Origin of the sequence: Kitasatospora sp. NPDC056273 (assembly GCF_042268845.1) — a bacterium.
Taxonomy (GTDB): domain Bacteria; phylum Actinomycetota; class Actinomycetes; order Streptomycetales; family Streptomycetaceae; genus Kitasatospora.
This window is the reverse complement of sequence record NZ_JBHJSJ010000005.1, coordinates 276,589-302,041: the sequence shown is the minus strand read 5'-3', so window position 1 is coordinate 302,041 and position 25,453 is coordinate 276,589. Positions and strand designations below refer to the sequence as shown.

Genomic DNA, 25,453 nt, shown 5'->3' with positions numbered 1-25,453 from the left:
CCACTGGACCACCCTCACCAACGCCAAAAACACCTACGACCCCACCCACACCCTCACCCCCGGCCAAAACATCTTCCCCTAACACACAAAAAACACCCGGAATCCACGTCCGGAGAAATAGGAAATCCCCCGTCGCACGCCCCCGTTCGCCGACCGAAAGGCCGAATTCCCCATGCACGCCATTCACCACACCGACCGGGCCATCCTGGACCACCCCACCCACGCCGTCTGGGAGGCCATCGTCGACGAACTCAACGGCAGGACCACCTGGTGGCACCCCCACAACACCCACCAGCCCGGTCCCACCGGCCCCCAGCAGGAGGGCGGCACCACCACGACCACCGTCCACACGGGTGGCGTCGGGAAGCCCGGTCCCAAGCTCCGGTTCACCTCCACGACCACCCACGCGACGCCCGACGCCCGGCTGACCCAGAGCCACACCGGCCACTTCCACGGCACGACGACGTACCAGCTCACGCCCCACAACGACGGCGCCCAGACCCTGCTCACCGTCACCTTCGCCACCACCCCGCACGGCCTCGCCAAGTTCCTCCACAAGCTGACCAACCTCACCGCCAAGCACACCACCGCCACCCAGCGGGCCCTGAGCAACCTCCGCCACCACCTCGACAACCAGAAGTAAGAACCGTCACCGGAAGAGGAAGAGGAGGCCCGCCGTGACCATCACCGAGATCCGCACGCTGCCCACCCGGCACGCCGTCACCACCACCGACCACACCGCGACCACCGACGACCACGCGCGGCTCGCCATCACCGTCCACCAGCCGGGCGAGCCCGACCCGAGCCGGCCGTTGGTGGTGCTCGTCCACGGCTGGGCCGCGTCCCGGACCGTGTGGCACGCCACCGCGAGCCAGTTGGCGGCGGCCGGGCACACGGTGGCCACGTACGACCAGCGCGGTCACGCCTCGTCGACGGCCGGGCGGGAGCCGATCGGCGTCGAGCGGCTGGCGCGGGACCTGGACACCGTGGTCGGGACGCTCACCACGCCGGAGCGGCCGGTCGTGGTGGTGGGGCACTCCGGTGGCGGGTACGCGGCGCTGGCCTGGGCGGCGGGGCTGTCCGCGACCGGGCCGTCCGCGAACGGGCCGTCCGCCGCGAGGGGCGGGGCAAGTGTCAAGCGGTTGGCGGGACTTGTGCTGGTGTCGACGGCTTCGCACGGGCAGAACACGCCGGCGAACGAGGTCAAGATGATGGGGTCGAAGCTGTTCAGCCGGGCCCTGGGGACGCCGTGGCTGGGCCGTCGGCTGCTCGGTGGGACGCACGGGCCGAGTGCCACCCTGGCGGCGCGGGAGGCCAACCGCCGGTTGTTCGCCGCCACGGTGCCGGCGGTCCGGGCCGCCTGTTTCGCGTCGACCCAGGAGATGGACCAGCGCGCGGGCCTGGCCGGGATCACCGCGCCGACGGCGGTCATCACCGGGACCGAGGACAAGATCGTGAAGCCCAGCTTCAGCCAGGAGCTCGCCTCGGCGCTGCCGCACGCCGAGCTGCACCGGATTCCCGGCACCGGCCACATGGTGCCGTTGGAGGCCCCGCAGCACGTCGCGCACCACGTCCACCTGCTGGTCACGGCCGGCCGCTGACGACCGTGACCACCACCGCCCCCGTCGGCGTCCTGGCCGCGCTGCTCCCGCCCCACGTCCACTGTGCCGAGTCCTTCGGTGACCCGTCCGAGGAGCGACTGCTGCCGTTGGAGGCGGCGTACATCCAGGACCGTTCGCCGCGCCGCCGACGGCAGTTCGCCACCGCCCGGGCACTCGCCCGCCAGGCGCTGGGCGCTCTCGGGCACCCGCCGGTGCCGCTGCTGCCGGGGCCCGGCGGGGCGCCCCGGTGGCCGGTGGGTGTCACGGGCAGCATCACCCACACGGACGGGTACACGGCCTGCGCGGTCGCCGGTACCGGGCGGCTCACCTCGCTCGGGATCGATGCCGAGCCCGCCCGGCCGCTTCCCCGGGGCGTGCTGCAGCTGGTCAGCAGCGCGTCCGAACGCGGCGGCCTGGCGGCGCTGCCTGAGGGCCAAGCCCCGTGGGACACCGTCCTGTTCAGCGCCAAGGAGGCCGCCTACAAGGCCGTCCATCCGCTGACCGGCACCTGGGCTCCACTCGCGGCCATCGCCGTCACCGTGCACGCCGACGGCACCTTCACCGCCCGGCACCCGCACCTCCCGGCCGTCCGCACCGGTTCCTGGGGCGTGCACCGCGGCACGGTCGTCACCGCGCTCGCCCTCCCGCCGTCCCGGGCGGCCGCCGCGTGAGACGCCCGCCGCCTGTGGACCACGCCCGCCCCGCTCCTCGTTCGACGCCGGTACGGCTGGTGCCGAACGAGGGGCGGGGCTACGGGGTTTCGCGCTGATCGGTGTGGCGCGCGGCCGGTTCGCCTGCGGCGGGCGCGGCGGGGCTCTAGCGTGGCCCCGACGTTGTCGGCGGACGGAAGGGCGCTGAGGTGGATTTCCCGAGCAGGAAGGCCCTGGACGGGTTGACGGAGGCCGAGCACGGCGCGCTGGCGGCGATGCACGGCACGGTCAGCGGCCTGCACGCGGAGTGGCGCTCGGCGCTCGCCGTGGAGATGCGGTTGAGGTACGCGGCCGACGCCGCCGAGGGCCGCCGCGACGACGGGGACGACGGGGTGGCGCCGCGGCTCGACTACGAGGTCGCGCGGGAACTGAACGGCGCGGCCTTCGAGTTCTCGCAGGCGGTGGAGGTGCTGCTGTGGCGTACGGCCAGCGCGTACGCGGTGCTGGGCATCACCGTGCTGGACCGGCTGGTCGCCGGCAACCCGCCGCTGTCCGAGGGCGTGGTGGGGCAGCTGTGCGAGGAGCCGCTGCTCGGCACGTTCGAAGCCGCGGTCACCATCCCGGTCGAGCAGTTGCTCGTGGCCCGCGACGGCGCCGAGCAGGCGCATGCCCGCAAGGGGCGGCGGAGGATGGCCGCACTCGTGGAGCAGGCGTACGGGTGCCTGGAGGACGAGGCGCTGCCGGCCGCCGCAGGACGGGTCGCCGCGGCTCGGAGCCGTCTGTCGGTGGCGGCTCCGGAGGGCTTCGACGCGCCGTGGCTGGGCTACCTGGAGCCGCTGGTCGGACTCGCGCGGCAGGGGCCGTACGAGATCAGTGCGTTCCTGAGGCGCCGGGCCTGAGGCGACGGACCCGACCCGGCCGGGCCGCCCCGGCGGCGGCACGTGATGCGGCCTCCGGGGGGCCGGCTGCCGGGTGGACGGCCGAACCGACGTGGTCGGGCAGCCGGTCAGGCCGCCGTGCTCGGGGCGCCGGGGCGGTCGTCCTGTCGCGCGACGGCCACCGACCACTGCGGGAACTGCTCCGCGGGTATCGCGGAGGAGGCGGCGGAGTCGGGGCGGAACACGACGCGGCAGCGCCGGCACAGCCAGGTCGCCCGCCACACCTGGTGGAGCTGCTGCCACTGCTCGTAGGTCCGCGGCCACTGGTCCGCCGCGTCGCTCCGCCGGCTCCGGTGGGCGAAGTGGACGGCGAGTCCGATGCCCAGCAGGACCGCGGCGAAGAGGAACGCGCCGTAGTGGTAGCCGAGCTGGTACGCGGCGTCGTCGACGTCGGCGGCCTTGTCGCCGGAGCCCAGTGTGGTCAGTCCCAGCAGGCCCATGAGGCCGGCCAGGACGAAGAGGGCGATCGCGGCCCCGCTCGTGCCCCGGGGCTCGGACGGCATCGTCAGCAGCTCCCGCGTCGGCGGGTCGAGCGGCCGGTCGGAGTCCAGGAGGGCGAGGCGCACGGTGACGGTTTCGTCTGCTGCGGCGCAGGTCGGGCAGGTGGTGCTCATCGAGAGGTGGCTCCGGAAGTGGTGCACGGTGTACGTGGTGTACGGAGGAGCACGTAGTACAGCACAGGGAACTGACTGCTCGTGCGACCGGCCCCGGAGCCGGGAGGCCGCTCCCGGCGGGAGGCGGCCGCGGCGGGTCCCGACGGGTCACGGCTCGTCACGGCGCCAGGGCGCCTCCGGGGGCGAGGGCGAGGTCGGCGAAGCGCTCCGCGATCAGCCGGTGGGCCTCCGGGGAGGGGTGGAGGCCGTCGGGGAGCGGGTGGGCCTCGTGGTCGGGCTCGCCGTAGAGGGCCAGGCCGTCCAGGTGGTGGAGGTGGTGGTCGCCGTCGGCCCGGCGGTCGGCGACGATGCGGGCCAGTTCGGCGCGGATGACGGTGAGGGTGAGCCGGCCGGCGGCGACGTCGGCGGGGTCGCCGGTGGCTCGGAAGCGGAGGGTGCCGCTGCTGAAGTCGGGGGCGAGCGGGCCCGGCACGGTTTCGTGGAGCGGGCAGAGCAGCGGGGAGACGAGCAGCAGTGGCGTGCTCGGGTGGCCGTCCCGGACGGTGTCCAGGAAGCCGTGGACGGCCGGGGTGAAGGCGCGCAGCCGCATCAGGTCGGTGTTCACCAGGTTGATGCCGAGCTTGAGGCTGATCAGGTCCGCGGGGGTGTCGCGGATGGTGCGCGCGGTGAAGGGGTCGAGCAGGGCGCCGCCGCCGAAGCCGAGGTTGGTCAGGTCCAGGCCCGCGCGGTTGGCGACCAGGGCGGGCCAAGTGCCGGTGGGGTGGGCGGCGTTGGAGCCGTGGCTGATCGAACTGCCGTGGTGCAGCCAGCGCTTGCGGGTGCCGGCCGGGACCGGCTCGACCGGGGCGTCGGTGTCGAGGGCGATCAGTTCGGTGGTCTCGGTGTGCGGGAGCCAGATCTCGACGGTCTTGTCCCGCTCCGGCAGGCCGGTGAACCGGGCGCTGCCGGACGGCCCTTCGGTCAGTTCGAAGCGGCCGGTGGCGAGGTCGACGGTGCGCAGGTTGCCGCCGGGGACGCCGGCTTGCGCGGTGAGCCGGCCGTCCACCAGCAGGTCGTAGACGCCGTCCGGGACGTTCGGGACGCCCGGGTAGGCGCGCTTGGTGGGGACGGCGTGCAGCGTGATCGTGGTGGCGCGGGTGCGGAAGGCCAGCCGGACGCCGGAGGGCTGGGACTCGGCCATCGCGAGCTGCTCGTCCGGGATCCGTCGGCGGGCGGCGGCGGGCAGGCGGTGCGGCAGCAGGCCGCGGCGGGTGTGTTCGACGTCGAGGTGGCCGTGGAGGAGGTCCTCGGTGACGGGGGTGGTGATCGTGGTCATGATGCTTCTTCGGTTCGTCGGTTCGTCGGGTCGCCTGGTCGTCAGACCGGGCTCATGGGCGGATGGCCGGACTGGTCGTACGGGAGGCAGGTCAGCCGGTCGTACGGACTCCGCCCGAGCGCAGCAGCGCGTCGAGGGAGTCGATGATCCAGTCCCAGGACTGCCGCGCGTCGACGGCGGTGTGGCTGAAGCCGCCGGCCGCCTCCAGGCTGATGTAGCCGTGGAAGACGCTGCCGAGCATCCGCACCGCGTGGGTCTGCTCCGGTTCGCCCAGGTCGTAGCCGCGCAGGAGCGCCCTGGACATCTGGGCGTGCCGGACGCCCGCGCTGGCGGCGGCCGTCTCGGCGTCCAGGCGCAGGCGGGTGGCGTCGTAGCGGCCGGGGTGGCGGGCCGCGTAGTCGCGGTAGGCGTCCGCGAAGGCGGCGAGCGCGTCGCGGCCCGCCCGGCCGGCGAGGGCGTCGGCGACGAGGTCGGCGAGTTCCTCCAGGGCGTACAGGGCGATCCGGGTCTTGAGGTCCTGGGAGCTCTTGAGGTGGGAGTAGAGGCTGGCCGTCCGGACGCCGAAGCGGCGGGCGACCGCGGCGACGGTCACCTGGTCGAAGCCGACCTCGTCGGCGAGTTCGGCGCCCGCGACGACCAGGCGTTCGACGGTCAGCCCTGCCCGTGCCATGTGTGTTCTCCCGTACGGTCGCGTCGGTGGCGTACGGACAGTATGGGATTTCCTAAATGGTTTAGGCAAATGGAAACGACCTGATCAGCCCGCTCAGCCCGCCAGGATCACCGTCTCCGCCGGCCCCGAGAAGCCCGCCGCCTGCGGCTGGCTGCCCGTGGCGGCCAGCCGGCGGTGCTCCTGCGGACTGACGCCGCGCACCCGCTTGAAGGCCGCCGAGAGCGCGAAGGCGTTGCTGTAGCCGACCTTGCGGGCGGCGAAGGCGACGGTGCACTCGGGCTCGCGCAGCAGGTCGGCGGCGACCGCCAGGCGCCAGCCCGCCAGGTACGCCATCGGGGGCTCGCCGACCAGGGCGGTGAAGCGGCGGGCCAGGCCGGCCCGGGAGACGCCGACCCGCTGGGCCAGGTCGGCGACCGTCCACGCGGTGGCCGGATCGTCGTGCATCAGCCGCAGCACCGGGCCGACCACCTGGTCGTGCTGGGCGCGGTACCAGGCAGGGGCACCGGAGTCGGGGGCGGCCAGCCAGGAGCGCAGCACGGAGACCACCAGCAGGTCCAGGATGCGGTCCAGGACGAGCTCCTGGCCGGGCTCGTTGCGCCCTATCTCGGCGGCCAGCAGGTGCACCAGGGTGTCGTCCGCGCCGGTGCCGGCCGGGCGGACCAGCAGCGCGGGCAGGCAGCCCAGCAGCCGCTGGCCGATCTCGTGCTCGGCCTGGTAGGTGCCGGACAGCACCACCGAGGAGGCCCGGTCGCCCTCCCGCCCCTGGCCCCAGGTCCGGACGCCGAGCGACATCACCTCGGAGACGTCCACCCCGCCCTTGGTGCAGACCTGGCCCGGGCCGACGATCACGTCCACCGGGGTGTCCGGATCGTCCGCCACGGTGTACGGCTCCGGGCCGCGCACGATCGCCACGTCCCCGGGGTGCAGCAGCAGCGGGGTGCCGCGCTCGGGCAGGATCCAGGCGTCGCCGCGGACCATCGTCACGACCGAGAGCGGGGCCCGGTCCTCGATCCGCAGCGACCACGGCGGGGTGAGGATGGAGCGCAGCAGGAACGCGCCACGGGCCTTGGGGCCGTCGAGGAGTCCCGTCAGAGTGTCCATGCCGCCAAGTGTAGACGTCGGCACATCATTTGACGCTTCGTCATTTGAGAGACTCTTGAGTGATCGAGGTGGCCCGCACCGCCCCGATGCCGGATGATCTGCCCACGGGGTATGGACCGAGACACGGCGAACGCGATACGGCGGTACGGCAGTACAGCGGTACCGACAGCGAGAAGTGAGGGGCTCACGACGATGGAAACGGCACGCACACTCGTCCTGGTGGCGGCCACTGTCACCTGTGGACTGACCGCGGGACTGTTCTACGGATTCTCCTGCTCGGTCATGCCCGCGCTCGCGCGGGCCGAGGACCGGACCTTCATCGAGGTCATGCAGCGCATCAACAAGGCGATCCTGAACGGCTGGTTCGTCCTCGGCTTCGTCGGCGCCCTGCTCGCCACCGCGGCCGCGGTCGCCCTGCACCTGCCCTCGGACGGGCACGACGTCCTGCCCGCGACCATCGCCGCCCTCGTGCTGTACATCGCGATGATCGGGGTGACCCGCTCGGTCAACATCCCGCTGAACGACGAGCTCGAGGCCGCCGGGTCGCCCCAGCGGATCGCCGACCCGGCCGCGGTGCGCAGCCGCTTCGAGGCGCGATGGGTGCGCTTCAACGTGCTGCGCACCCTGCTGTCGACCGGCGCGCTGGCCTGCCTCGCGTGGGCGCTGATCCTCAACGGGCAGAGCTGACCGGCCCCGACCCGCTCGACGGGCGGAGCCGACCGGGCCGAGCCCCTTCGACGGCCGGCCCGGACCCGCTCAGCAGCTTTGCCGAGCCCGTTCGACGGGCGGCCCCAGCGCGCCGCCCGTCCCCCGCCACCCTCTGCCGCCGGCCCGACTCAGCCGCAGAGGGTGGCGAAGCCGTACCCGCGCGCCTTGAGCGTGGAGATGATCGTCGGCAGCGCAGCCACCGTCTGACTGCGGTCGCCGCCGCCGTCGTGCATCAGGACCACCGATCCGGGACGGACGTTGTCCAGCACCCGTGACCGGATCGCGGCCGTGCCGGGGCGGGACCAGTCCGCCGGGTCCACCGACCAGAGCACGACCTGCTTGCCGAGCGCCGCGGCCTTCGAGCGCACCGTGCTGTTCACCGCGCCGTACGGCGGGCGCAGGCAGCTCGGCGTGCGGCCGGTCCGCGCGCGGATCGCCCGGTCGGTGTCGGCCACCTGCGCGTCGAGCGCGGCGGCGGAGAGCTTGCGCAGGTCCGGGTGCGACCAGGAGTGGTTCTGCACGCTGTGGCCCTGCTTGGCGACCTGCGCGGTCACGGAGGGGTGGGCGGCGACGTTCTGCCCGATCTCGAAGAAGGTCGCGCGCACCCCGTACCGGGCGAGCGTCGCCAGGACCTTGGGCGTGTAGGCGGGGCTGGGGCCGTCGTCGAAGGTCAGGTAGACCACCTTGCCGCCGTTGGCACCGGCCGCCTCCGCCCCGGTGACGGGCAGGGCGACCGCCGCTCCCGCCGCCAGGGCGACGACGAGCGCGCCGATCGCGGTCCGGATCCTGCCGACTGCCGTTCGCCTGCCGGGTCGTACGGTCATGTCTGCCCCCTGCGGTCGGAACTCCCGTGCACCGGCCGCCAGTCTGCTCCCGAGGGGCCGTCCGCCGCGACCCTCCGTCGATCGCGAGCGAACGGAACCGGCCAGTGGGTGCACCGGGTGCCGAGCACCGCCGGGCACCGCGGGTATCGGACATGCCGAGGCCCCCGGCGGGGTTCCGCCGGGGGCGCGGTGCGGGGGTTCGGCGTTCAGCGCCCCGCGCGGCCGTGCAGCACCAGGGAGCGGGTCAGCGCGAACAGTCCGCCGGCGCAGAGCGCGGTGCGGAGCATGTTGACCGGGACCCAGGTGTCCGCGAACTTGGCCCGTACGGCGGCCAGGTCGTGGATCTGCGCCGGGTCGCCGGCCGCCGCCAGCTCGTTGTTGAGCGGGATGTTGACGCCCATGGTGACGATCAGCGCCACCACGTACAGCGCCGTCGCGGCCGCCGCCCAGAGCGCGGCCTGGCGCCGTCCGGCCTTGTGCTGGAGCCAGGCGGCGATGCCGGTGGCGAGGAACGCGCCGACGAAGACCAGGCCGAACAGCCCGTTCCCGTCGATCGCCTTGTTGATCTGCTGCATCGCCGCCACGTAGGTGTGGTCGTCGCCCGCCGCGAGGCCCGGCATCACCGAGACGTCGAAGGCGAAGAACAGGCCCGCCATCAGGCCCATCGCGACGGTGGCGCCCACCAGGAGCGGCCCGGCGGCCTTGCTCCGGGTGGCGGGCACGGCCGGGGCCGTACCGCCCGGCGCGAGGCCGGTGAAGGACTGTGCGGCGGTGTAGGAAGCAGGGGTCGCGGTCTGATTCGAGCGCATCGGTTTTCCTTCGGTCTCCCCGGTCCCCGCCCGACGCGGGGACCCTCCCGGTGTCCGGGCCGCCGGCCTCCTCACCGCTCCCGGCCGGGGCCGGGTGTTCGGTCAGGCGGTCGGCGCCGCCCGGCACCGACGATCAAGTGGACTGCCGTACGGACGGCAGGTGTTGCCCTTCTGGCTGGTCACGCGTTCCACACGCCCGAGGCGGCGGCCTCGCGGGCGTAGTCGGCGAAGTCCCGCGGCTCACGGCCCAACGCCCGCCGCACCCCGTCGCCCAGCGACGCGTTGCGGCCGTCCAGGATCACCGAGAACAGCTCCGCGAAGTCCGCCGGCAGCCCCGCCGCCTCCAGCACCCCCCGGTACGACTCCTCCGACACCGCCTCGAACCGCACCTCACGCCCCGTCGCCGCCGACAGCTCCACCGCCACGTCCGAGAACGACAGCAGCCGCGGCCCCGTCAGCTCGTACACCTCCCCCGCGTGCCCCGCCTCCGTCAACGCCGCCACCGCCACGTCCGCGATGTCCTCCACGTCCACGAACGGCTCCACCGCACCACCCACCGGCAACGCCAACTCCCCCTCCAGCACCGGCTCCAGGAAGAACGACTCACTGAAGTTCTGGTTGAACCACGCGCACCGCACCACCGTCCACGCGGCCCCCGACTCCATCACCGCCTTCTCCCCCGCCTCCGCGGCCTCCTCACCGCGCCCCGACAGCAGCACCAGCCGCCCCACCCCGCGCTCCGCCGCCAACCGCGAGAACGCCCCCACCGCCTCCACCGCACCCGGGAACGCCAGATCCGGGTAGTACGTCAGATACGCCGCACTCACACCCTCCAACGCCCCCTCCCACGTCCCCTCGTCGTGCCAGTCGAACGGCACCGCACCCGAACGCGACCCCACCCGCACCCCGTACCCCAGCGCCGTCAGCCGGTCCGCCACCCGCCGACCCGTCTTCCCCGTCCCACCGACCACCAGCACGACACCGGACTCGACCGCGAGATCCACCACACCAGCCATCACAATCACCCTCACTCGGAGTAGGAGCCTGTTCGGATCGGCGGACCCGCCGGTGTTCGTGAACCCTGCGCGTCCGTCCTTGTGCTCACCAGTCAAGGCCACTCCGGGCCGGCGAACCATAGCCTCCGCACTCAGTTCCATGCGCGAGCGTCTACACCCCCGTCGCGCCCCCTCCGCCCTCCACCAGAACACACCCAAGCCCCCACGAACCACCCGTCTCGACCCCTCCTCCAGCAGCCCTTGAGCATCCGGCCGGACACTCCGCCGGAGTGGGCCCGGGTGGTGGCCATCGGTTGAGCACCCGGAGCCGGGCGGGGGCGCTGCCGGGGGGCGGCTCAGCGGAAGGCGGCGATGTTCTCGGAGACCCAGCGGTGGAAGGGCCTGGCGGGGGATCCGGTGACCGCTTCGACGGTGTCGCGCACCTCCAGCAGCTCGTCGTTGACGTCGCCGCCCGTCACGTCCAGCACCGCGTCCGCGGCCTCGGCCCCCAGGAGCGCGGACAGTTCCCGGTGGGCCTCCGCACGGCCGGTCTCCGCGACGGGCACCTCCCGCCCCAGGATCGCCGCGACGGCCTCCAGCTGCTGCCGGGCCGTCACCAGCCGCGGGCCGGTCAGCGCGTAGGTCCGTCCCCGGTGGCCGGGTTCGGTGAGCGCCACGCGCGCCACCGCCGCGATGTCCGCGGGGTGGACGGTGGGCAGCCCGGTGTCCGCGTACGGCACGCGGACCGTCCGGCGCTCGCGGACCGCCGACGCCCACCACAGGGCGTTCGAGGCGAACTGCGTCGGCCGGAGCACCGTCCACGCCATGCCGCTGTCCATGAGCAGCCGCTCGACGGCGGCGTTCTCGCGGGCGGGGCCCAGATGCGGATGCGTCTGGACGGTGATGGACGACACCAGCACCACGTGCTCGACACCCGCCCGGCGGGCGGCGGCGAGGATCTCGGCGTCGGAGCCGATCCGCGACACCAGGAACAGCGAGCGCACCCCGTCGAGGGCGGACGCCAGGGCGGCCGGGTCGGCGAAGTCGCCTTCGCGCACCTCCACCCCCTCGGGGAACCGGGCCCGGGCGGCGTCACGGGTGAGGCCTCGGAGGGGACCCGCTCCGTGCGCCCGCAGGTCCTCCAGCAGGGCGCGTCCGATGTTTCCGGTGGCTCCGGTCACAAGAATCATCTGCCTTCTCCTGTCATCTGACGACTGGTCGGAGGAAGGCTAGGAGCTCAAGCGGGCTTGAGGTCAACGAGATCGCCGAGAGGGCGCCCGGCGGCCGTGCGAGAATCGGGCAGGTGACGGCCGTGGACCACCCCGGCCACGGCAGGACGGAAGAGGAGACCTCGGTGACCGGGACGGTGGCAGCCGGTGCCGCGGGCTTCGATCCGGACGAGCACGTACGGTTCGCCCGGTACCGCCGGGCCTTCGCGACGGTGGCACCCGAGGAGGCGGCCGGCCTCGCCGCCCGGGTGCTCACCGACCCCGAGCGCTCAATGGCGAGCGGCGCCGTCTGCGAGTACCTGGACCGGCGGGCGGCGGAACTGCTCACGGCCCCGGGCTTCCCGGCCTGGCACCGGGAGCTGTCGGGCGTCGTGGCCGCCGACGCCTTCGCCGCCCGCCGCCTGCGGGACTGGGCGCTGCTGCGGGCGGTGACCCTGGACGAGCCATGGACGGAGGAGCAGGTGCTCGCGGCGGAGAACCGGCTCCAGGAGCACCTCGCCGAGGAGTCGAACGCCCGGCCGGTCCTGGGCCTGCTCGCCGAGCGCGGCCGCACCCGGCGCACTCGCAACGTCGCCACGGCCCGGCTGCGGCAGGTCCGGTAGCGCGGGCGGAGGAGACCGGATTGCCGGACTCCTCCGCCCGCGGCGGGGGCTCAGCGGACCATGGCCGCCAGGACGCTGCGCCAGTCCTCGCCGGGCTCGGGGGCGAGGGGGCCGGCCAGGGTGTCCGCGCGGTAGTGCCAGGGGCGGCGGAGGTCCTCGTCGGCGTCGGGGGCGGTGGTGATGGGGCTGTCGGAGCCGAGCAGGCGGACCAGTTCGGCGGTGAAGTCGGGCCAGGAGACGTGTCCGCTGACCGCGTTGACGACCCGGCCGGCGGCGGGGTGGTCGGGGGTGAGGCAGGCGGTGAGGGCGCGGGCCAGGGCGGAGGCGTGCACCCAGGACGCGCCGTACCACTCGTCGTCGGCGGGCAGGCCGATCGGGCGTCCGGCCAGGGCGGCCTGGTAGAGGGCGCCGGTGGAGCCCCAGCGGAGCTGGTCGCGCAGGCGGTGGTGCGGGCCCCAGACGATCGGGGCGCGGACGGCGACGGCCTGGCCGCGGCCGGTGGCGGCGGCCTCGAAGAGGATCCGCTCGCTGTCCAGCTTGGCCTGCCCGTACGGGGTGACCGGCGCGCCGCTGGGGCCGCCCTCGGGGACCTCGGTGCCCGGCGGGCGGCCGTATGCGTCGATGCTGCTGACGAAGACGAACGGGCCGCCCCGCCAGCCGTCGACCAGCGCGCGCATCGCGGCGAGGTCGGTGGCGTGGTCGGTGAAGGTGCAGGCGGAGTGGATGACGGCGTCGACGCCTTCGACGGCCCGGCGCAGGCTGTCGAGGTCGCCGAGGTCGCCCTCCGCCACCTCGGCGCCGTTCAGCGCGGGCAGGTGCGCGGACTCGGGCCGGACCAGTACCCGGACCGGTCGGCCCTGGGCCATCAGCTCCTGGAGCACGGCCGCGCCGACCCCTCCGGTGGCGCCGGTGAGCAGGACGGTGCCGGTGCGGGCACCGGTGCTCCGCGGGCGGGCGCCGGCCTGGGCGAGGGCGGCGCTGCGCTCGTCCGCGCGGGTGGCGAGCAGGGCGGCGAGGGCACGCGGGGTGCGCTGCTCCAGGATGTCGAGGCCGGTGAGCGGCAGCCCGGTGCGGGTGCGCAGGCGTTCGGCGAGCTGGACGGCGATGAGGGAGTGGCCGCCGAGGGCGAAGAAGTCGCCGTCGGCGGGCGGGGTCGCGCTGAGCAGTTCGCCGAACGCCTGCCGGACGACGTCCAGCGGGCCGCCCTCCAGCGGAGCGGCACCGGACAGCGGAGCGGTGCCGGAAAGTGCGGCGGTGCCGGGCTGCGGGCCCGCGCCGGGCAGCCGGTCGCGGTCCGGGGTGCCGTCGGGGAGGCGGGGCAGCCGGTCCAGCAGGGTGACCGCGCGCGGCAGTTCGGCGGCCGGCAGGCGCCCGCGCAGGGCGGCCCGCAGGGCGCTGCCGGTCGGCGCGACGGGCCCGCGCACCACCGCGTAGGCGAGCGGCGGGCCGTCGGGGTGCTCGACGACGGCCGCCTCGACCACCGCGGGATCGGCCGTGAGGGCAGCCACCACCGGGTGTTCGGCGGCGGCCAGCCGCTCGCCGGGCAGTGCGGACAGCGCCAGGTCCGGGTTGCCGGCCACGGCGGTGAGCAGCGCGGCGAAGGCGTCGGTGAGCCGGGCGGCGGTGGTCGCGTCCAGCGCGTCCCGGTCGTGCTGGACCAGGACGCGCGGCCGCGGGCCGTCCTCCAGCAGCAGGGTGAGGCCGAACTTGGCCAGTCCCAGGTCGAGTTCGACGTTCTCGGTGTCGAGGCCGGGCAGCACCAGCGGGTCGGCGATCCGGAGCAGGTCGCAGCTGACCGAGAGCAGCGGGGTGCCGTCCGCCCCGCGCGAGGCCGCGCCGAGCCGCTCGACCACGAGGTCGAACGGCACCTCGTGGTGCTGCTGGGCGTCGAGCAGGGCGGTGCGGACGAGACCGAGCAGTTCGGCGAACGACGGGTCTCCGGACGGATTCGTCCGCACGGCGAGGGTGTTGACGGCGAGGCCGACGGTCCGGCGGAACTCGGGCCGCGCGCGGTGGCCGCTGGCGCAGCCGAGGACGAGGTCGTCCTGCCCGGAGGCGGTGCGCAGCACGGCGAACGCGGCGGCCAGGACGACGGTGTACAGCGTGGCGCCGTGCCGCGCGCCGAGAACGCGCAGCTCCTCCACGACGGCGGGGTCCACCGGGGCGGCGTGCAGGGCGGCGCGGCGCTCGCGGGCGCCGGGCGGGACGGGCCGCAGCAGCGACAGCGGCCGGGCTCCGGACAGACCGGCCGCGAGGGTGTCGGCGGCGGCCGTCAACTCGGCCTCCCGGGCTCGCTCCTGGCGGGCGTAGTCGGCGTACGAGGGGGCCACCGACGGGAGTTGGGCCGGAACCCCCTCGCATCCGGCGCGGTACAGCGCGGCGATATCCGACGCGATGAAGGGCAGCGAGCCGCCGTCCACCGCGATGTGATGGATCGTCAGCAGCAGCGTGTGGTCCTCGGGACCGTGCCGCAGCAGCAGGGCGCGCAGCACCGGGCCGGCGGCGAGGTCGAACGGGCGGGCGGCCTCGGCGAGGAGCTGCTCGGGGCCGGTGGCGTCCAGCACCGGCAGCGGCACCGGGGCGACCGGGTCGGTCTGCTGGTAGGGCTGGTCGCCCCGGCGCGGGTAGCGGGTGCGCAGGACGGCGTGCCGCTCGGTCAGGCCGGTGATCGCGGCGGCGAGGGCGGCCTGGTCGAGCGGACCGCGCAGCCGGGTGGCGATCGGCACGTTGTAGAGGGCGCCGCCCTGGCCGAGGTGGTCCATCAGCCACATCCGCTGCTGGGCGTGCGAGAGCGGGGCCGGCTCGGCGGGTACGGCCGGGCCGCCGGGCGCGACGGGTCGGGAGGGGGCGGTGGCGGTGCGGCGGTCGCGGGCGCGGCGCAGCAGGTCGGTCTGGTCGACGGTGCTCATCGGTCGGCTCCGGGGGTGTCGTCGGCGGCCCGCAGGGCGCGTTCCAGCAGGTCGGCCTGGGCGGCGACGGTCGGGTGGGCGAGGAAGTCGGCGAGCGACAGCTCGACCCCGAGGTCCTCGCGCAGGTCGTCCACCACCCACATGGCGAGCAGCGAGTGGCCGCCCTCGGCGAGGAAGTCGGCGGCCGGGTCGGTGATCGGGCGTTCCAGGGCCCGGCTCCACGCCTCGGCGACGACCTGCTGGATCGGGCCGAGGCCGGCGCCGGTGGCCGGGTGTGCCCCGGTCGGCCCGCCGCCGGCCGGGTGCGCGTCGGCCGTCTCGTTCACGGGCGGGTGCGCGTCGGCCGCCCCGCCGACGGCCGTCTCGTCCGTGGCCGGGTGCGCCCCGGCCCGCTCGTCGGCGGCCAGCGCCCGCCGGTCCACCTTCCCGCTGCCGGTCAGCGGCAGCGCGGCGAGCACGGTCCAGGCGGTGGGCACCAGGTGGGCGGGCAGCTGCTCGGCCAGCCGGGCGCGCAGCGCCTCGACGGCCGGGCGGGCGCCCTCGGCGAGCACCAGGCAGGCGGTGAGCGCGGCGTCGGGCTGCCCGGCCCGGCGGACCACGACCGCCGCCTCGGCGACCTCGGACAGCTGGAGCAGCGCGTGCTCGACCTCGCCGGGTTCGATCCGGTAGCCCCGCACCTTGACCTGGTCGTCGGTGCGCCCGTGGTACTCCAGGGAGCCGTCCGGCAGTTGGGCGACCCGGTCGCCACTGCGGTAGGCGCGTCCGATGCCCGGCAGTTCGCGGAAGCGCTCGGCGGTCAGCTCCGGCCGGTCGAGGTAGCCGAGGGCCAGCCGGTCGCCGGCGATCCACAGTTCGCCGACGGCGCCCGGCGCCACCGGCGCGAGGCCCTCGTCCAGGACGTAGGCGCGGGCGCCGCCGAAGGTCCGGCCGATCGGGACGGAGCCGGCGCAGTCGGCCGGGGTGACCCGGTGGACGGTGGTGAAGGTGGTGGCCTCGGTCGGCCCGTACCCGTTGACCAGTTCGAGCCAGGGGAAGGCCCGCAGCACGGCGCCCGCGTGCTCGGCGGAGATCGCCTCGCCGCCGACGACCAGGGTGCGCAGCACGCCGAAGATCCGGGAGCGCCGGGCGGCCAGGTGGTGGAAGAGCGCGGTGGTGAGGAAGACGGTGGTGACGCCGAAGCTCTCGACGTCGCGGACCAGGTCCTCGGCGCTGGGCCGCTCGCTCGGGGAGACGGCCACGGCGGCGCCGCGGGCGAGCGGGGCCCACAGTTCGAAGGTGGCGCCGTCGAAGGAGACGGTGGAGTGGAAGAGCACCCGGTCGCGCGGGCCGAGGACGACGGCGTCCTCGGCGGTGACCAGGTCGGCGACGGCGCGGTGCGGGACGAGGACGCCCTTTGGGCGGCCGGTGGAGCCGGAGGTGTAGTAGAGCAGGGCGGGCGCGGCCGGGTCGGCGGCGTCGGGCACCGTGCCGTCGGTGGCCTCGGTGCCGCGCTCGGTCAGCACCAGGGTGAGCTCCTCGGGGAGCCCGGCCTCGGCGAGCAGCCCCTTGTCGCCGAGGACGAGCCGGAGGTCCGCGTCGGCGGTGAGTTCGGCGATCCGCGGGCGCGGGTAGGCCGGGTCGATCGGGACGGCCAGGGCGCCGGCCCGCCAGACGGCGAGCTGGGCGACGACGTACCGGGTCGAGCGGGCGCACAGCAGGCCGACGGCGCTGCCGGGGCCGATCCCCCGGGCGGCCAGGACGGCGGCCAACCGGCCTGCGGCGTCGACGAGTTCGCGGTAGGTGAGGACGGTGGAGCCGTCGGTCACGGCGAGCGCGTCGGGGCGGCTCTCGGCCTGCCGGGCGACCAGGGCGGGCAGATCGGTCAGGGTGGGCAGGGCCGGCGGGTCGGTCACAGCAGACGGGGTCGCGGCGGGCGAGGACATGGTGGTCACGGTGGTTCCCTTCCGGGCGCCCCGGCCGGGTGGGCCGGGGCGCCCCGCTGAGGAGGTTCGGGCGGGGTCAGGCGGTCGCGGCCAGATCGGCCACCCGTTCCTCGACCAGCCGGGCGACGGCCCGCAGGTCGGGCTGGCGCAGCACCAGGGGGGCGCGCAGCCGGACGCCGTACTCGTTCTCCAGGGCCTCCAGCAGTCTCGCGGCGGCGAGCGAATTGCCGCCCGCGGCCAGGAAGTTGTCCTCGGGACCGAGGTCGGCACGGCCGATCAGCTCGCGGCAGAGCTTCAGCACGGTCCGCTCGACCGGGCCGTGCCCTTCCTCCACCGCGTCCGCCACGACCGCGTCCGGCACCGCCACGTCGGCCAGCAGGGCCTGGCGGTCCACCTTGCCGTTGGCGTCCAGCGGGAAGCGCTCCACCAGGTGGACGGCGGAGGGCACGGCCTGCTCGGGCAGCCAGGGCCGGACGGAGTCGAGCAGCGCCGCCGGGTCGGCGCCGTCCTCGGCGTGGACGAAGGCCAGCAGTCGGACCCCGCCGGTCGGCGCCTGTTCGGCGGCGACCACCGCCCGGCGCACCTGCGGGTCGCGCTCGAAGGCGGCCTCGACCTCGGCGGGTTCGATCCGCACGCCGCTGACCTTGACCTGGTCGTCGAGGCGGCCGTGGAACTCCAGTACGCCGTCCGGCCGCATCACCACCCGGTCGCCGGTGCGGTAGACCCGGTCGGTGCCGACCACGCCGGCGGGCGCGTCGACGAAGCGGCGGGCGGTCAGCTCGGGGTCGAGGTACCCGGCGGCCAGGCCGCGGCCGCCGATCCGCAGCTCGCCGGCCGTGCCGCGCGGTACCGGGCGGCCGTCCTCGTCGGTGACCAGGACGACGACGCCGTCGATCGGCAGGCCGATCGGCGGGGCGCCGGCGCCGTGGTCCCCGCCGGGGGCCATGGTGTGCATGGTGGTGGTGACGGTGGCCTCGGCGGGACCGTAGGCGTTGTGGACGGTCGCGGTGACGTCGGGCCCGGGGGCGCGGCGCAGCCGGTCGCCGCCGATCACCAGGTGGCGCAGCGCCAGCCCGGCGGGCCAGGGCCGGCCGAGGACGGGCTCGGCCAGCGGGGTGGGCAGGATGGACACGGTGATGCCGGCCTCGCGCCACCAGTCGGTGAGCGCGCCGGTGTCCCAGCGGACCGCCTCGGGGGCGACGACCAGGGCCGCGCCGGAGGTGAGGCCGGCCCACAGCTCCTGCACGTGCGGGTCGAAGGCGACGCCGATCAGCAGGCTGTGCCGCTCCCCGGGGCCGAGGCCGGTCGCCCCGCGGTACCACTGCAGCAGCGCGCCGAGCGCGGGCTCGGTGACGGCGACGGCCTTCGGGGTGCCGGTGGAACCGGAGGTGAGCACCGCGTAGTGGGTGCCGACCGGGACGCGCACCTGCCCGCCGGAGGTCAGGGCGGCCACCACGCCGGCGGTGGGCAGGTCCAGCGGCAGCCGCTCGCCGCCGGGCGGCAGCAGGTCCGGCTCGCCGACCAGGCAGGCCGGGCGCAGCTGCTCGGCGACGGCGCGCAGCCGGCGCTCGCCGGGGCGCGGGCCGAGCGGCAGGTGGACGGCGCCCAGCTTGGCGGCGGCCAGGGTGACGGCGACCAGCGAGACCGAGTGGGCGAGGCAGACGCCGAGCAGGTCGCCGGGGCCGACCCTGCCGCGCAGCGCCTCGGCCACGGTGTCGGCGAGGCGGTCGAGTTCGGCGTAGCTGTAGACCTGCTCGCCGTCGATCAGGGCGGGGGCGTCGGGGGTGCGGTGCGCCCAGGCGGTGAACAGGTCGAGCACCGCGCCGTCCTGGTGCGGGCGGCCGTAGCCGATGCTCAGACTGCCCGTACCCGGGTTGCCCGCACTCAGGCTGTCCGTGCTCCGGAGTTCCGTGCCAAGGTGTTCCATCATCATCTCCACAGAAAGTGACGAGCCGTCAGTTCGATGCCTTGGAAGGCGCGTTCACTTGGCGTCCGCGGCGAGGGCGCGGGCCTGGTCGGCCAGCACGGCGTGGCGGAACAGGGTGCGCAGCGGCGGGCGGCTGCCGAGGTGGGGCTCCAGGTACGCGGCGAGCTGGGCGGCGAGCAGCGAGTGGCCGCCGACCTCGAAGAAGTGCGAGTCCGCGGTGAAGCGGTCGTGGCCGAGCACCTCGCGCCAGGCGGCGGCGATCAGCCGCTGGCCGGGGTCGGCGAACTCGCCCGACGCGTCCTCCTGCGGCTCCGGGGTCTGCTCCACCAGGCGGGCGAGGGCGGCGCGGTCGGGCTTGCCGCCGGGCAGGGTCGGCATCGCGGCGACGGCCGTCCAGCTCGCCGGGACGAGTCCGCCGGGCAGCCGGCGGGCGAGCGCCTCGTGCAGGGCGGCCTGGTCGGGGCGGTCGGCGCCCTCCAGGAAGCCGACCAGGCGGGGGCCGGTCCGCGGGTCGGTGTGCAGCAGCACCGCGCAGGAGCGGCCGCCGAGTTCGGCGGAGGCGGCGGCCTCGATCTCCTCCAGCTCGATCCGGTGGCCGCGCAGCTTGACCTGGTTGTCGGCGCGGCCGAGGAAGCACAGCCGCCCGTCCAGGTCGCGGTAGCCGCGGTCGCCGGTGCGGTACACCCGGGCGCCGCCGAGCGCGGGCACGGTCGTGAAGCGGGCCGCGGTGGGCTCCGGCAGGCCGAGGTAGCCCTCGGCCAACAGGCCGCCGCTGACCACGAGTTCGCCGACACAGCCGGGGGCGAGCGGGCGCAGGGTGTCGTCCAGGACGTGGACGCTCACGCCGTCGAGTTCGGCGCCGAGCGGGATCTCGCCGTCCTCGGCGACGTCGGCGGCGGTGATCTCGTACACGGTGGAGGTGACGGTGGCCTCGGTGACGCCGTAGGCGTTCAGCACGGTGGTGGCCCCGGTCAGGCCGGTCAGCGCCCGGGCGGGCAGCCGCTCGCCGCCGAGCACCAGCAGCCGGGGCGCCCAGCGGCCGTCGTCCAGCGCCGCGCGCAGGTCCTCGCGGACGGCGAGCAGGTAGCTGGTCGGCAGGTTGGCGACGGTCACGCCGCGGGCGGCCAGCACGGCGACCAGCTCGGGCCCGGTGGGCACTTCGCGCTGCGGCACGACGAGGGCGGCGCCGGCCGCGAGGGCGGGCAGCACCTCCTCCAGGGCCACGTCGAAGGACGGCCGGGCGAACAGCAGCGCCCGGTCGGCGGAGGTGAGGCGGTAGCGGTCGACGATCGCGGCGACGTACCCGGCGAGGGCCTCGCGGCCGACCAGGACGGGCTTGGGGACGCCGGTGGAGCCGGAGGTGTGGATCACGTACGCGGCACCGTCCAGCACGGCGGCGGGCTCGGCCTTCGGGAATTCGGGGCCGTCCAGCAGCGCCGGGGTGACGCCCTCCTCCGGCAGTGCCGACGCGCTCTGCCGGGTGGTGAGGACGAGCGCCGGGCTCAGCCGCTCCAGCAGCAGCCCGAGCCGGGCGGCCGGGTCCTCGGTGGACAGCGGCGCGTACACGGCGCCGTGGCGCAGGCAGGCGAGCAGCGCGACCACGCTGTCCGCGCCGCGCGGCAGCACGGCGGCGACCGGCTGGCCGGGGGTGACGCCGGCGGCGCTCATTCGCTCGACCAACTCGGCGACCCGGCGGTCGAGTTCGCCGTAGCTGATCCGCTCGGTGCCGGCCAGCAGGGCGAGCGAGGCCGGGTCGTGGGCGGCGGCCGGGTCGAGCACGGCGGGGGTGACCGGGGCGGCCGGGGCGGCCTGCGCGGCCTCGGGTGCGGGGGCCAGGTCGGCGATCGGCGTCTGCGGGCGGTCCAGGTAGCAGCGCAGCAGCTCCAGCAGCCGCTCGGACAGCAGCACCGCGTCGGACTCGCGGAACAGGTCGGCGTCGTAGTCCCAGACCAGGGTCATCCCGGCGGCGCCGTGCTTCTCGCCGACCACCCGGCGGTCGTCGGGCAGCAGCACCAGGTCGAGGTCGAAGCGGGTGGTGCCGGTGTTGAAGCCCTCGTACAGCGAGACCTCGAGACCGGGCGCCTGGACGTCGGGCAGCGCCGCGTCGTGCGCGCTGAACATCACGTTGAACAGCGGGTTGTCGGCGCCGCTGGTGTGCAGGCCGAGCCGGCGGGTCAGCTCCTGGACCGGCAGGTCCTGGTACGGCAGCGCGCGCAGCAGGACGTCGGTCACCTCGTCGACGGCCTCGGTGCCGGGGACCGTCGGGTCGAGCCGCAGGCGCAGCGGGACGGTGTTGACGAACATGCCGACGGTGCCCTCGAAGCCCTCCGGGCGGTTGCCGACGGCGGTGCCGATCACCAGCTCGCGGTGGCCGCTGTGCCGGCGCAGCAGTTCGGCGAGCAGGGCGAGCAGGGTGCTGAACGGGGTGTGGCCGTCCGCCTTACTGCGCTCGCGCAGCCGCCCGGCCAGGTCGGCGCCGATCGACTGGCGCAACTGGCCGCCGTGGTGGCGCCGTTCGGCGCGCGGCCGGGCCAGCCCGGGCAGGGTGACCTCGCGCGGCGCGTCGGCCAGCTCCCTGGTCCAGAAGTCGAGGCCGCGGTCCCGGGGGAGGTCGGCGGCGGCGCGGGCGTGGTCCTCGTACGAGGGGGCGACGGGCAGTTGGTACGGCTCGCCGAGGACGGTGGCGCGGTAGACGGTGAACAGGTCGCGCAGCAGGATCGCGAAGGAGTGGCCGTCGTGGACGAGGTGGTGCTCGACGTGGATCAGCCGGTGGTGGTCCTCGCCGAGCCGGACCAGGTGCCAGCGCAGCACCGGCGCCCGGCCGGTGTCCAGCGGCTCCTCGGCCTCGGCGGCGAGCAGCCGCTGGAAGGCGGCCTCCGGGTCCTGCTCGGCGGCGAAGTCGCTGTGGCGCAGCTCCGGTTCGCAGTCCTCGGCGACCCGCTGGCCGGGCAGGCCCTCCGGGCTGGGCACCAACTCCAGTCGCAGACCCGGGTGGTGGGCCAGCACGGCGGCCAGACCGGTGTGCAGCGCGTCCCGGTCGAGAGCGCCCCACAGGTCGAGGACGGCGGTGAAGTTGTAGGCGCGGCTGCCCGGCAGCATCTGCTCGTGCAGCCAGACGATCTCCTGTGACGGAGAGAGTGCGAACATCGTCGATTCCCTTGTGTGGTGGGCTGTGTCGGCACTGCGGTGGCCGGAAGCGGGCGTGGGGTGTTCCCGTACCGGCCGGTGGCCGGGCCGCACCGGGGTGAGGTGCGGCCCGGGGCCCGGGGGTCCCGTCCGGGGGCGTTTCGGACGCGCGCGGACGGGCATGGCGGATCCGCCGTTCGGGATCCTGGGTGGGAGTTCGGCGCCCGCGGTCTCGGGCGTACTGTCCCGGGCGGGTGGTTCCGGGCGTACGGTCTCGGGCGGGCGGCGTCGGAAGTACGGTCTCGGAAGTACGGTCTCGGACGTGCGGTGTCGGGCCTGCGGGGCAGGCGGGTTCAGGCCTGCGGCACCGGGCTCGGCCGGGCGGGCAGGTGGTGCCGCAGCACGGCGAGCAGGTCGTCGAAGGCCGCGTGGGTGTCGGCCTCGGGGAAGCGGTCGCGGTCCCAGGCCAGCCGGATCAGCAGGTCGTCGCCGTGCGAGGCGGAGACGGCCATCGGCGCGGCGAGCGGGCGCCCGTCCAGCGGGGTCTCCCGGCCGGGGGTGCCGCCGAGCACCAGCGGCGGGCGGCGGTGCAGGTCGTCCAGGGTGAGCAGGCCGTCCAGGGCGCCCGACCACGGGGCCCCGGCGGTGCGGGCGGCGCGGACCACCTCGTCGAAGGGGGTGCCGGCCTGGTCCAGGTCGTCCCACCAGGCGTCCGCGAGCGCGTCCAGGTCCGCGACCGGCCCCGGAGTCGCCGGGTACACCAGGGTGTTGAGGAAGCAGCCGAGTGCGGCGGGAGCGCCCGGCGGCCGTCCGCCCCACGGGTAGCCGAGCGCGAGCGCCCCTCCCCCGGTCTCCGGCCGGGAGGGCCCCTCCGTCCGGTGCAGCCGGTGCAGGGCCGAGCCGACCGCGTCCAGCAGGGCCGGGAAGACGGCGCCGCGGGCGGCGCCCTCGGCGGCGGGCAGCCGCTCGGTGAGCATGCCGGTGGACGTGGCCGCGCTGCCGCCCGCCCCGGTCAGGCCGCCCAGCCGGCGGCCCCAGTAGGCCTGGGCGGCGGGGCCGCCGGCGGCGTCCTCGGCGTCCAACTGCAGCTCGACGGCCTGCCGGTAGTCGGCCAGCGCCTGGGGGGTGGGCCCGGCCGCGGGCGGCTCGTCCTGCTCGTACGCGGCGCTGAGCTCGGCGGTGAGCACCCCGAGCGACTGCTCGTCGCAGGCGGCGTGGTCCAGTGCGACGACGAGCAGTTCCTCGGCCCCGGACGGGTCCGCGGACGGCTCCCCGTCCGGGTCCGCGGCCACCAGCAGGCGCAGCGCGGGCCCGTCGGCGGGCCAGTCCAGCAGGGCCTCGCGCAGCGCGGCGCGGGCGGTGCCGCCGGGGGCGACGGGGATCCGGGCGGCCTCGGCGGAGGGGCCGCCGGCGCGCAGCACGGGTGTGCCGCGCACGGTGGCGAAGCCTCCGCACAGCGCCGGGTGGTGGGCGGCCACCGCGGTGGCGGCGCGGGCCAACCGCTCCAGGTCGAGGGTGCCGCGCGGGTAGGCGAACATCAGCGGGACGATGTCGCTGCGGCTCTGCGGCGTGAGCCGGCGGGTGATCAGGAACCGTCGCTGGGCGCCGGTCAGCGGGAGCAGCTCCACCGGGGATTCGGCGGCGGCGGAGCGGTACCGGGCGAGGTAGGCGGCGGTGATGCTGGCGTGCACGGGAACGGTCTCCGGTTTCCGGTCGCGGCTCGGGTCGGGGATCGGTCGGGATCGGTCGAGGTGATCGATCGGGGCGTTGCTCAGGTCCGGTTGCTACGGGCAGACGGGCAGGCGGGCAGACAGACGGGCAGGCGGGTCAGGACACCCCCGGGCTCACGGCGCTCTCCTCCTCGCTGACGTCCGCGCCCTCGCCCGCGCCCGGCCCCGCCGTACGGTCCGGCTCCGGCAGCTCGCGCATCCGCCGCAGCGGGGAGAGCAGCAGCGGCAGCGGCACCAGCAGGAAACCGACGGCGCAGACCCAGAGCGCGGCGCGCGGCCCGGCCGCGTCGGCGACCACGCCGCCGACCAGGGCGCCGATCGGCAGGGTGCCCCACACCAGGAAGCGCATGGTGGCGTTCATCCGGCCGAGCAGCTCCGGCGGGCAGAGGCTCTGCCGGAAGCTGACCTGGGCGACGTTGTAGGCGACCGCGCCGAACAGCACCACCCCGGAGGCCAGGCCGAACAGCACCACGCCCGCGCCGCCGCCGGACAGCGGCCACAGCATCGCGAACGGTGCCGTCACCAGCGTGGAGAGCCAGATCAGCCGGGCCTGCCCGATCCACCGGGCGAGCTGCCCGGCGCACAGCGCGCCGGCCAGTCCGCCGAGGGCGGAGACCGACAGCAGCACGCCGATGGCGCCCGGCGACAGGTCGAGCACCCGTACCCAGAACACCGTCTGCACGGCGGTCAGCACGGCGGAGAACAGGTTGGACGTGGCGGTGGCGGTCGCGATCGCCCGCAGCAGCGGGTGGCCGAGCACGAACCGCACACCCTCCCCGACCTCGGCGCGCAGCGAGCGCCCCGGCTCGGGTTCCGGCCGCTGCTCCTCGACCTTGATCCGGCCGAGCAGCAGCGCGGAGACGAGGTAGCCGCAGGCGTCGGCCACGATGGCGAGCGGCGCCCCGAGCAGCTGGACCAGCCCGCCGCCGAGGCCCGGCCCGGCGATCTGCGCCGAGGAGCGGACCGTCTCCAACGCTCCGTTGCCGCCGACCAGTTGCTCGCGCGGCAGGACGGCGGGCAGGAAGGACTGGTGGGCGACGTCGAAGAACACCGTCGCCACCCCGGTGACCAGTGCCACGAGGTAGAGCTGCGGCATGGTCAGCACGCCGAGCGCGGCGGCCGGCGGGATCGACCCCACGGCCAGGCAGCGCACCACGTCGGCCCTGATCAGCACCGGCAGCTTGCGCATCCGGTCCAGCCAGGCGCCCGCAGGGAGGCCGATGAGCAGGAAGGCGGCGGTCTCGGCGGCGGTCAGCAGGCCGACTTCGAACGGCGTGGCGTCGAGCACCATCACCGCCACCAAGGGAAGGGCCACCAGGGTGACCTGAGTGCCCGTCTGGGCCGCCGCGGCTCCGGTCAGCAGGAGCCGGAAATCGCGGTGGCCGAGCAGACGGGCCTGGCGGGAGCTGGGCTTCTCGTTCATTGGTGCGACTCTCGGTCACCCCTTCGACACCGGGCAAGCACCGGGTCCGTTTCCGGACGGACCGCAGGTCGGCCGAATCCCGCCACTCGCCCGCCGGACCCTTGCGCGCTCCTTATGGACGCGTCCCGCGCGGCCGCGCCGCCGACGGCGCCCCTCGGCCAAGGCGGCGCGGCCCGACGGGCACCTTGATCACCCCGGGGCCCGCCGGTCCATTTCGACGTCCGCTATTCGGACGGGACCTTTCCGGCCACCGGACGGAGGCGCTCAACTTGGCCGGATTCCATGGAGTGCAGCCCTACCGTCACCTCATCGTGATACCGGCGTGACCGAAGCGAGCCGTAGAAGGGGATCACAGGGCGG

21 protein-coding genes are annotated in these 25,453 nt (G+C 75.4%); 7 read left to right on the top strand and 14 right to left on the bottom strand.

The window, feature by feature from the left end:
- The 5 genes from ACFCY1_RS07345 to ACFCY1_RS07325 all read left to right on the top strand — a co-directional run.
- On the top strand, window positions 1-82 hold an 82-nt coding region (locus tag ACFCY1_RS07345), incomplete at its 5' end, for a hypothetical protein (protein WP_375873872.1).
- Window positions 83-172: 90 nt separating this feature from the next.
- Window positions 173-643, top strand: coding sequence for an SRPBCC family protein (locus ACFCY1_RS07340; protein ID WP_074004792.1), 471 nt, complete (start codon window positions 173-175; stop codon window positions 641-643).
- 34 nt (window positions 644-677) lie between these two features.
- Window positions 678-1,601, top strand: coding sequence for an alpha/beta fold hydrolase (locus ACFCY1_RS07335; RefSeq protein ID WP_375873864.1), 924 nt, complete (start codon window positions 678-680; stop codon window positions 1,599-1,601).
- A 5-nt stretch (window positions 1,602-1,606) separates the two neighbouring features.
- Window positions 1,607-2,272 (top strand): 4'-phosphopantetheinyl transferase, encoded by a 666-nt coding sequence (locus ACFCY1_RS07330; protein ID WP_375873863.1) that lies wholly within the window; start codon window positions 1,607-1,609, stop codon window positions 2,270-2,272.
- A 188-nt stretch (window positions 2,273-2,460) separates the two neighbouring features.
- The gene (locus ACFCY1_RS07325; RefSeq protein WP_375873862.1) at window positions 2,461-3,150 is read left to right on the top strand and encodes a hypothetical protein; all 690 of its coding nucleotides are present in this window, start codon (window positions 2,461-2,463) and stop codon (window positions 3,148-3,150) included.
- A gap of 107 nt (window positions 3,151-3,257) precedes the next feature.
- On the opposite strand, the gene ACFCY1_RS07320 is transcribed toward ACFCY1_RS07325, so the two are convergent.
- The 4 genes from ACFCY1_RS07320 to ACFCY1_RS07305 form a co-directional block, all read right to left on the bottom strand.
- On the bottom strand, window positions 3,258-3,803 hold the full coding sequence (locus ACFCY1_RS07320; RefSeq protein ID WP_375873861.1) for a hypothetical protein: 546 nt from the start codon (window positions 3,801-3,803) through the stop codon (window positions 3,258-3,260).
- 157 nt (window positions 3,804-3,960) lie between these two features.
- Window positions 3,961-5,118, bottom strand: coding sequence for a GDSL-type esterase/lipase family protein (locus ACFCY1_RS07315; RefSeq protein ID WP_375873860.1), 1,158 nt, complete (start codon window positions 5,116-5,118; stop codon window positions 3,961-3,963).
- A 91-nt stretch (window positions 5,119-5,209) separates the two neighbouring features.
- The gene (locus ACFCY1_RS07310) at window positions 5,210-5,788 is read right to left on the bottom strand and encodes a TetR/AcrR family transcriptional regulator (protein WP_049653293.1); all 579 of its coding nucleotides are present in this window, start codon (window positions 5,786-5,788) and stop codon (window positions 5,210-5,212) included.
- 93 nt (window positions 5,789-5,881) lie between these two features.
- A complete protein-coding gene (locus tag ACFCY1_RS07305) occupies window positions 5,882-6,889 on the bottom strand; it encodes an AraC family transcriptional regulator (protein ID WP_375873859.1) in 1,008 nt (335 codons plus the stop codon).
- Between the two features lie 219 nt (window positions 6,890-7,108).
- Here ACFCY1_RS07305 and ACFCY1_RS07300 point away from each other — a divergent pair, with 219 nt between their 5' ends.
- A complete protein-coding gene (locus tag ACFCY1_RS07300; RefSeq protein WP_310593231.1) occupies window positions 7,109-7,576 on the top strand; it encodes a DUF1772 domain-containing protein in 468 nt (155 codons plus the stop codon).
- 149 nt (window positions 7,577-7,725) lie between these two features.
- On the opposite strand, the gene ACFCY1_RS07295 is transcribed toward ACFCY1_RS07300, so the two are convergent.
- The 4 genes from ACFCY1_RS07295 to ACFCY1_RS07280 form a co-directional block, all read right to left on the bottom strand.
- Window positions 7,726-8,421 carry a polysaccharide deacetylase family protein gene (locus ACFCY1_RS07295; protein ID WP_375873858.1) on the bottom strand — a complete coding sequence of 232 codons (696 nt, stop codon included), beginning with the start codon at window positions 8,419-8,421 and terminating at the stop codon, window positions 7,726-7,728.
- A gap of 206 nt (window positions 8,422-8,627) precedes the next feature.
- Window positions 8,628-9,230, bottom strand: coding sequence for a DUF1772 domain-containing protein (locus ACFCY1_RS07290; RefSeq protein WP_049653286.1), 603 nt, complete (start codon window positions 9,228-9,230; stop codon window positions 8,628-8,630).
- Window positions 9,231-9,409: 179 nt separating this feature from the next.
- Complete coding sequence (locus tag ACFCY1_RS07285; protein ID WP_375873857.1) at window positions 9,410-10,246, bottom strand: NmrA family transcriptional regulator; 837 nt, start codon at window positions 10,244-10,246, stop codon at window positions 9,410-9,412.
- A gap of 335 nt (window positions 10,247-10,581) precedes the next feature.
- Window positions 10,582-11,415: an NAD(P)H-binding protein gene (locus ACFCY1_RS07280; RefSeq protein WP_375873856.1), complete on the bottom strand. Its 834-nt coding sequence runs from the start codon at window positions 11,413-11,415 to the stop codon at window positions 10,582-10,584.
- A gap of 113 nt (window positions 11,416-11,528) precedes the next feature.
- Here ACFCY1_RS07280 and ACFCY1_RS07275 point away from each other — a divergent pair, with 113 nt between their 5' ends.
- Window positions 11,529-12,056, top strand: coding sequence for a hypothetical protein (locus tag ACFCY1_RS07275; protein ID WP_375873855.1), 528 nt, complete (start codon window positions 11,529-11,531; stop codon window positions 12,054-12,056).
- Window positions 12,057-12,106: 50 nt separating this feature from the next.
- Here ACFCY1_RS07275 and ACFCY1_RS07270 read toward each other — a convergent pair whose 3' ends face one another.
- The 6 genes from ACFCY1_RS07270 to ACFCY1_RS07245 all read right to left on the bottom strand — a co-directional run bounded on the left by ACFCY1_RS07270 (window position 12,107) and on the right by ACFCY1_RS07245 (window position 25,093).
- Window positions 12,107-14,965 (bottom strand): condensation domain-containing protein, encoded by a 2,859-nt coding sequence (locus tag ACFCY1_RS07270; RefSeq protein WP_375873854.1) that lies wholly within the window; start codon window positions 14,963-14,965, stop codon window positions 12,107-12,109.
- On the bottom strand, window positions 14,962-16,887 hold the full coding sequence (locus ACFCY1_RS07265; RefSeq protein WP_375873871.1) for a non-ribosomal peptide synthetase: 1,926 nt from the start codon (window positions 16,885-16,887) through the stop codon (window positions 14,962-14,964). The genes ACFCY1_RS07270 and ACFCY1_RS07265 overlap by 4 nt, the downstream gene beginning before the upstream one ends.
- Window positions 16,888-16,963: 76 nt before the next feature.
- Window positions 16,964-18,814, bottom strand: coding sequence for an amino acid adenylation domain-containing protein (locus ACFCY1_RS07260; protein ID WP_375873853.1), 1,851 nt, complete (start codon window positions 18,812-18,814; stop codon window positions 16,964-16,966).
- Window positions 18,815-18,868: 54 nt separating this feature from the next.
- On the bottom strand, window positions 18,869-21,961 hold the full coding sequence (locus ACFCY1_RS07255; protein WP_375873852.1) for an amino acid adenylation domain-containing protein: 3,093 nt from the start codon (window positions 21,959-21,961) through the stop codon (window positions 18,869-18,871).
- A 332-nt stretch (window positions 21,962-22,293) separates the two neighbouring features.
- On the bottom strand, window positions 22,294-23,631 hold the full coding sequence (locus tag ACFCY1_RS07250) for a non-ribosomal peptide synthetase (RefSeq protein ID WP_375873851.1): 1,338 nt from the start codon (window positions 23,629-23,631) through the stop codon (window positions 22,294-22,296).
- A gap of 136 nt (window positions 23,632-23,767) precedes the next feature.
- Window positions 23,768-25,093, bottom strand: a complete 1,326-nt coding sequence (locus ACFCY1_RS07245) for an MFS transporter (protein ID WP_117493061.1) — start codon at window positions 25,091-25,093, stop codon at window positions 23,768-23,770.
- Between the last annotated feature and the right edge of the window lie 360 nt (window positions 25,094-25,453).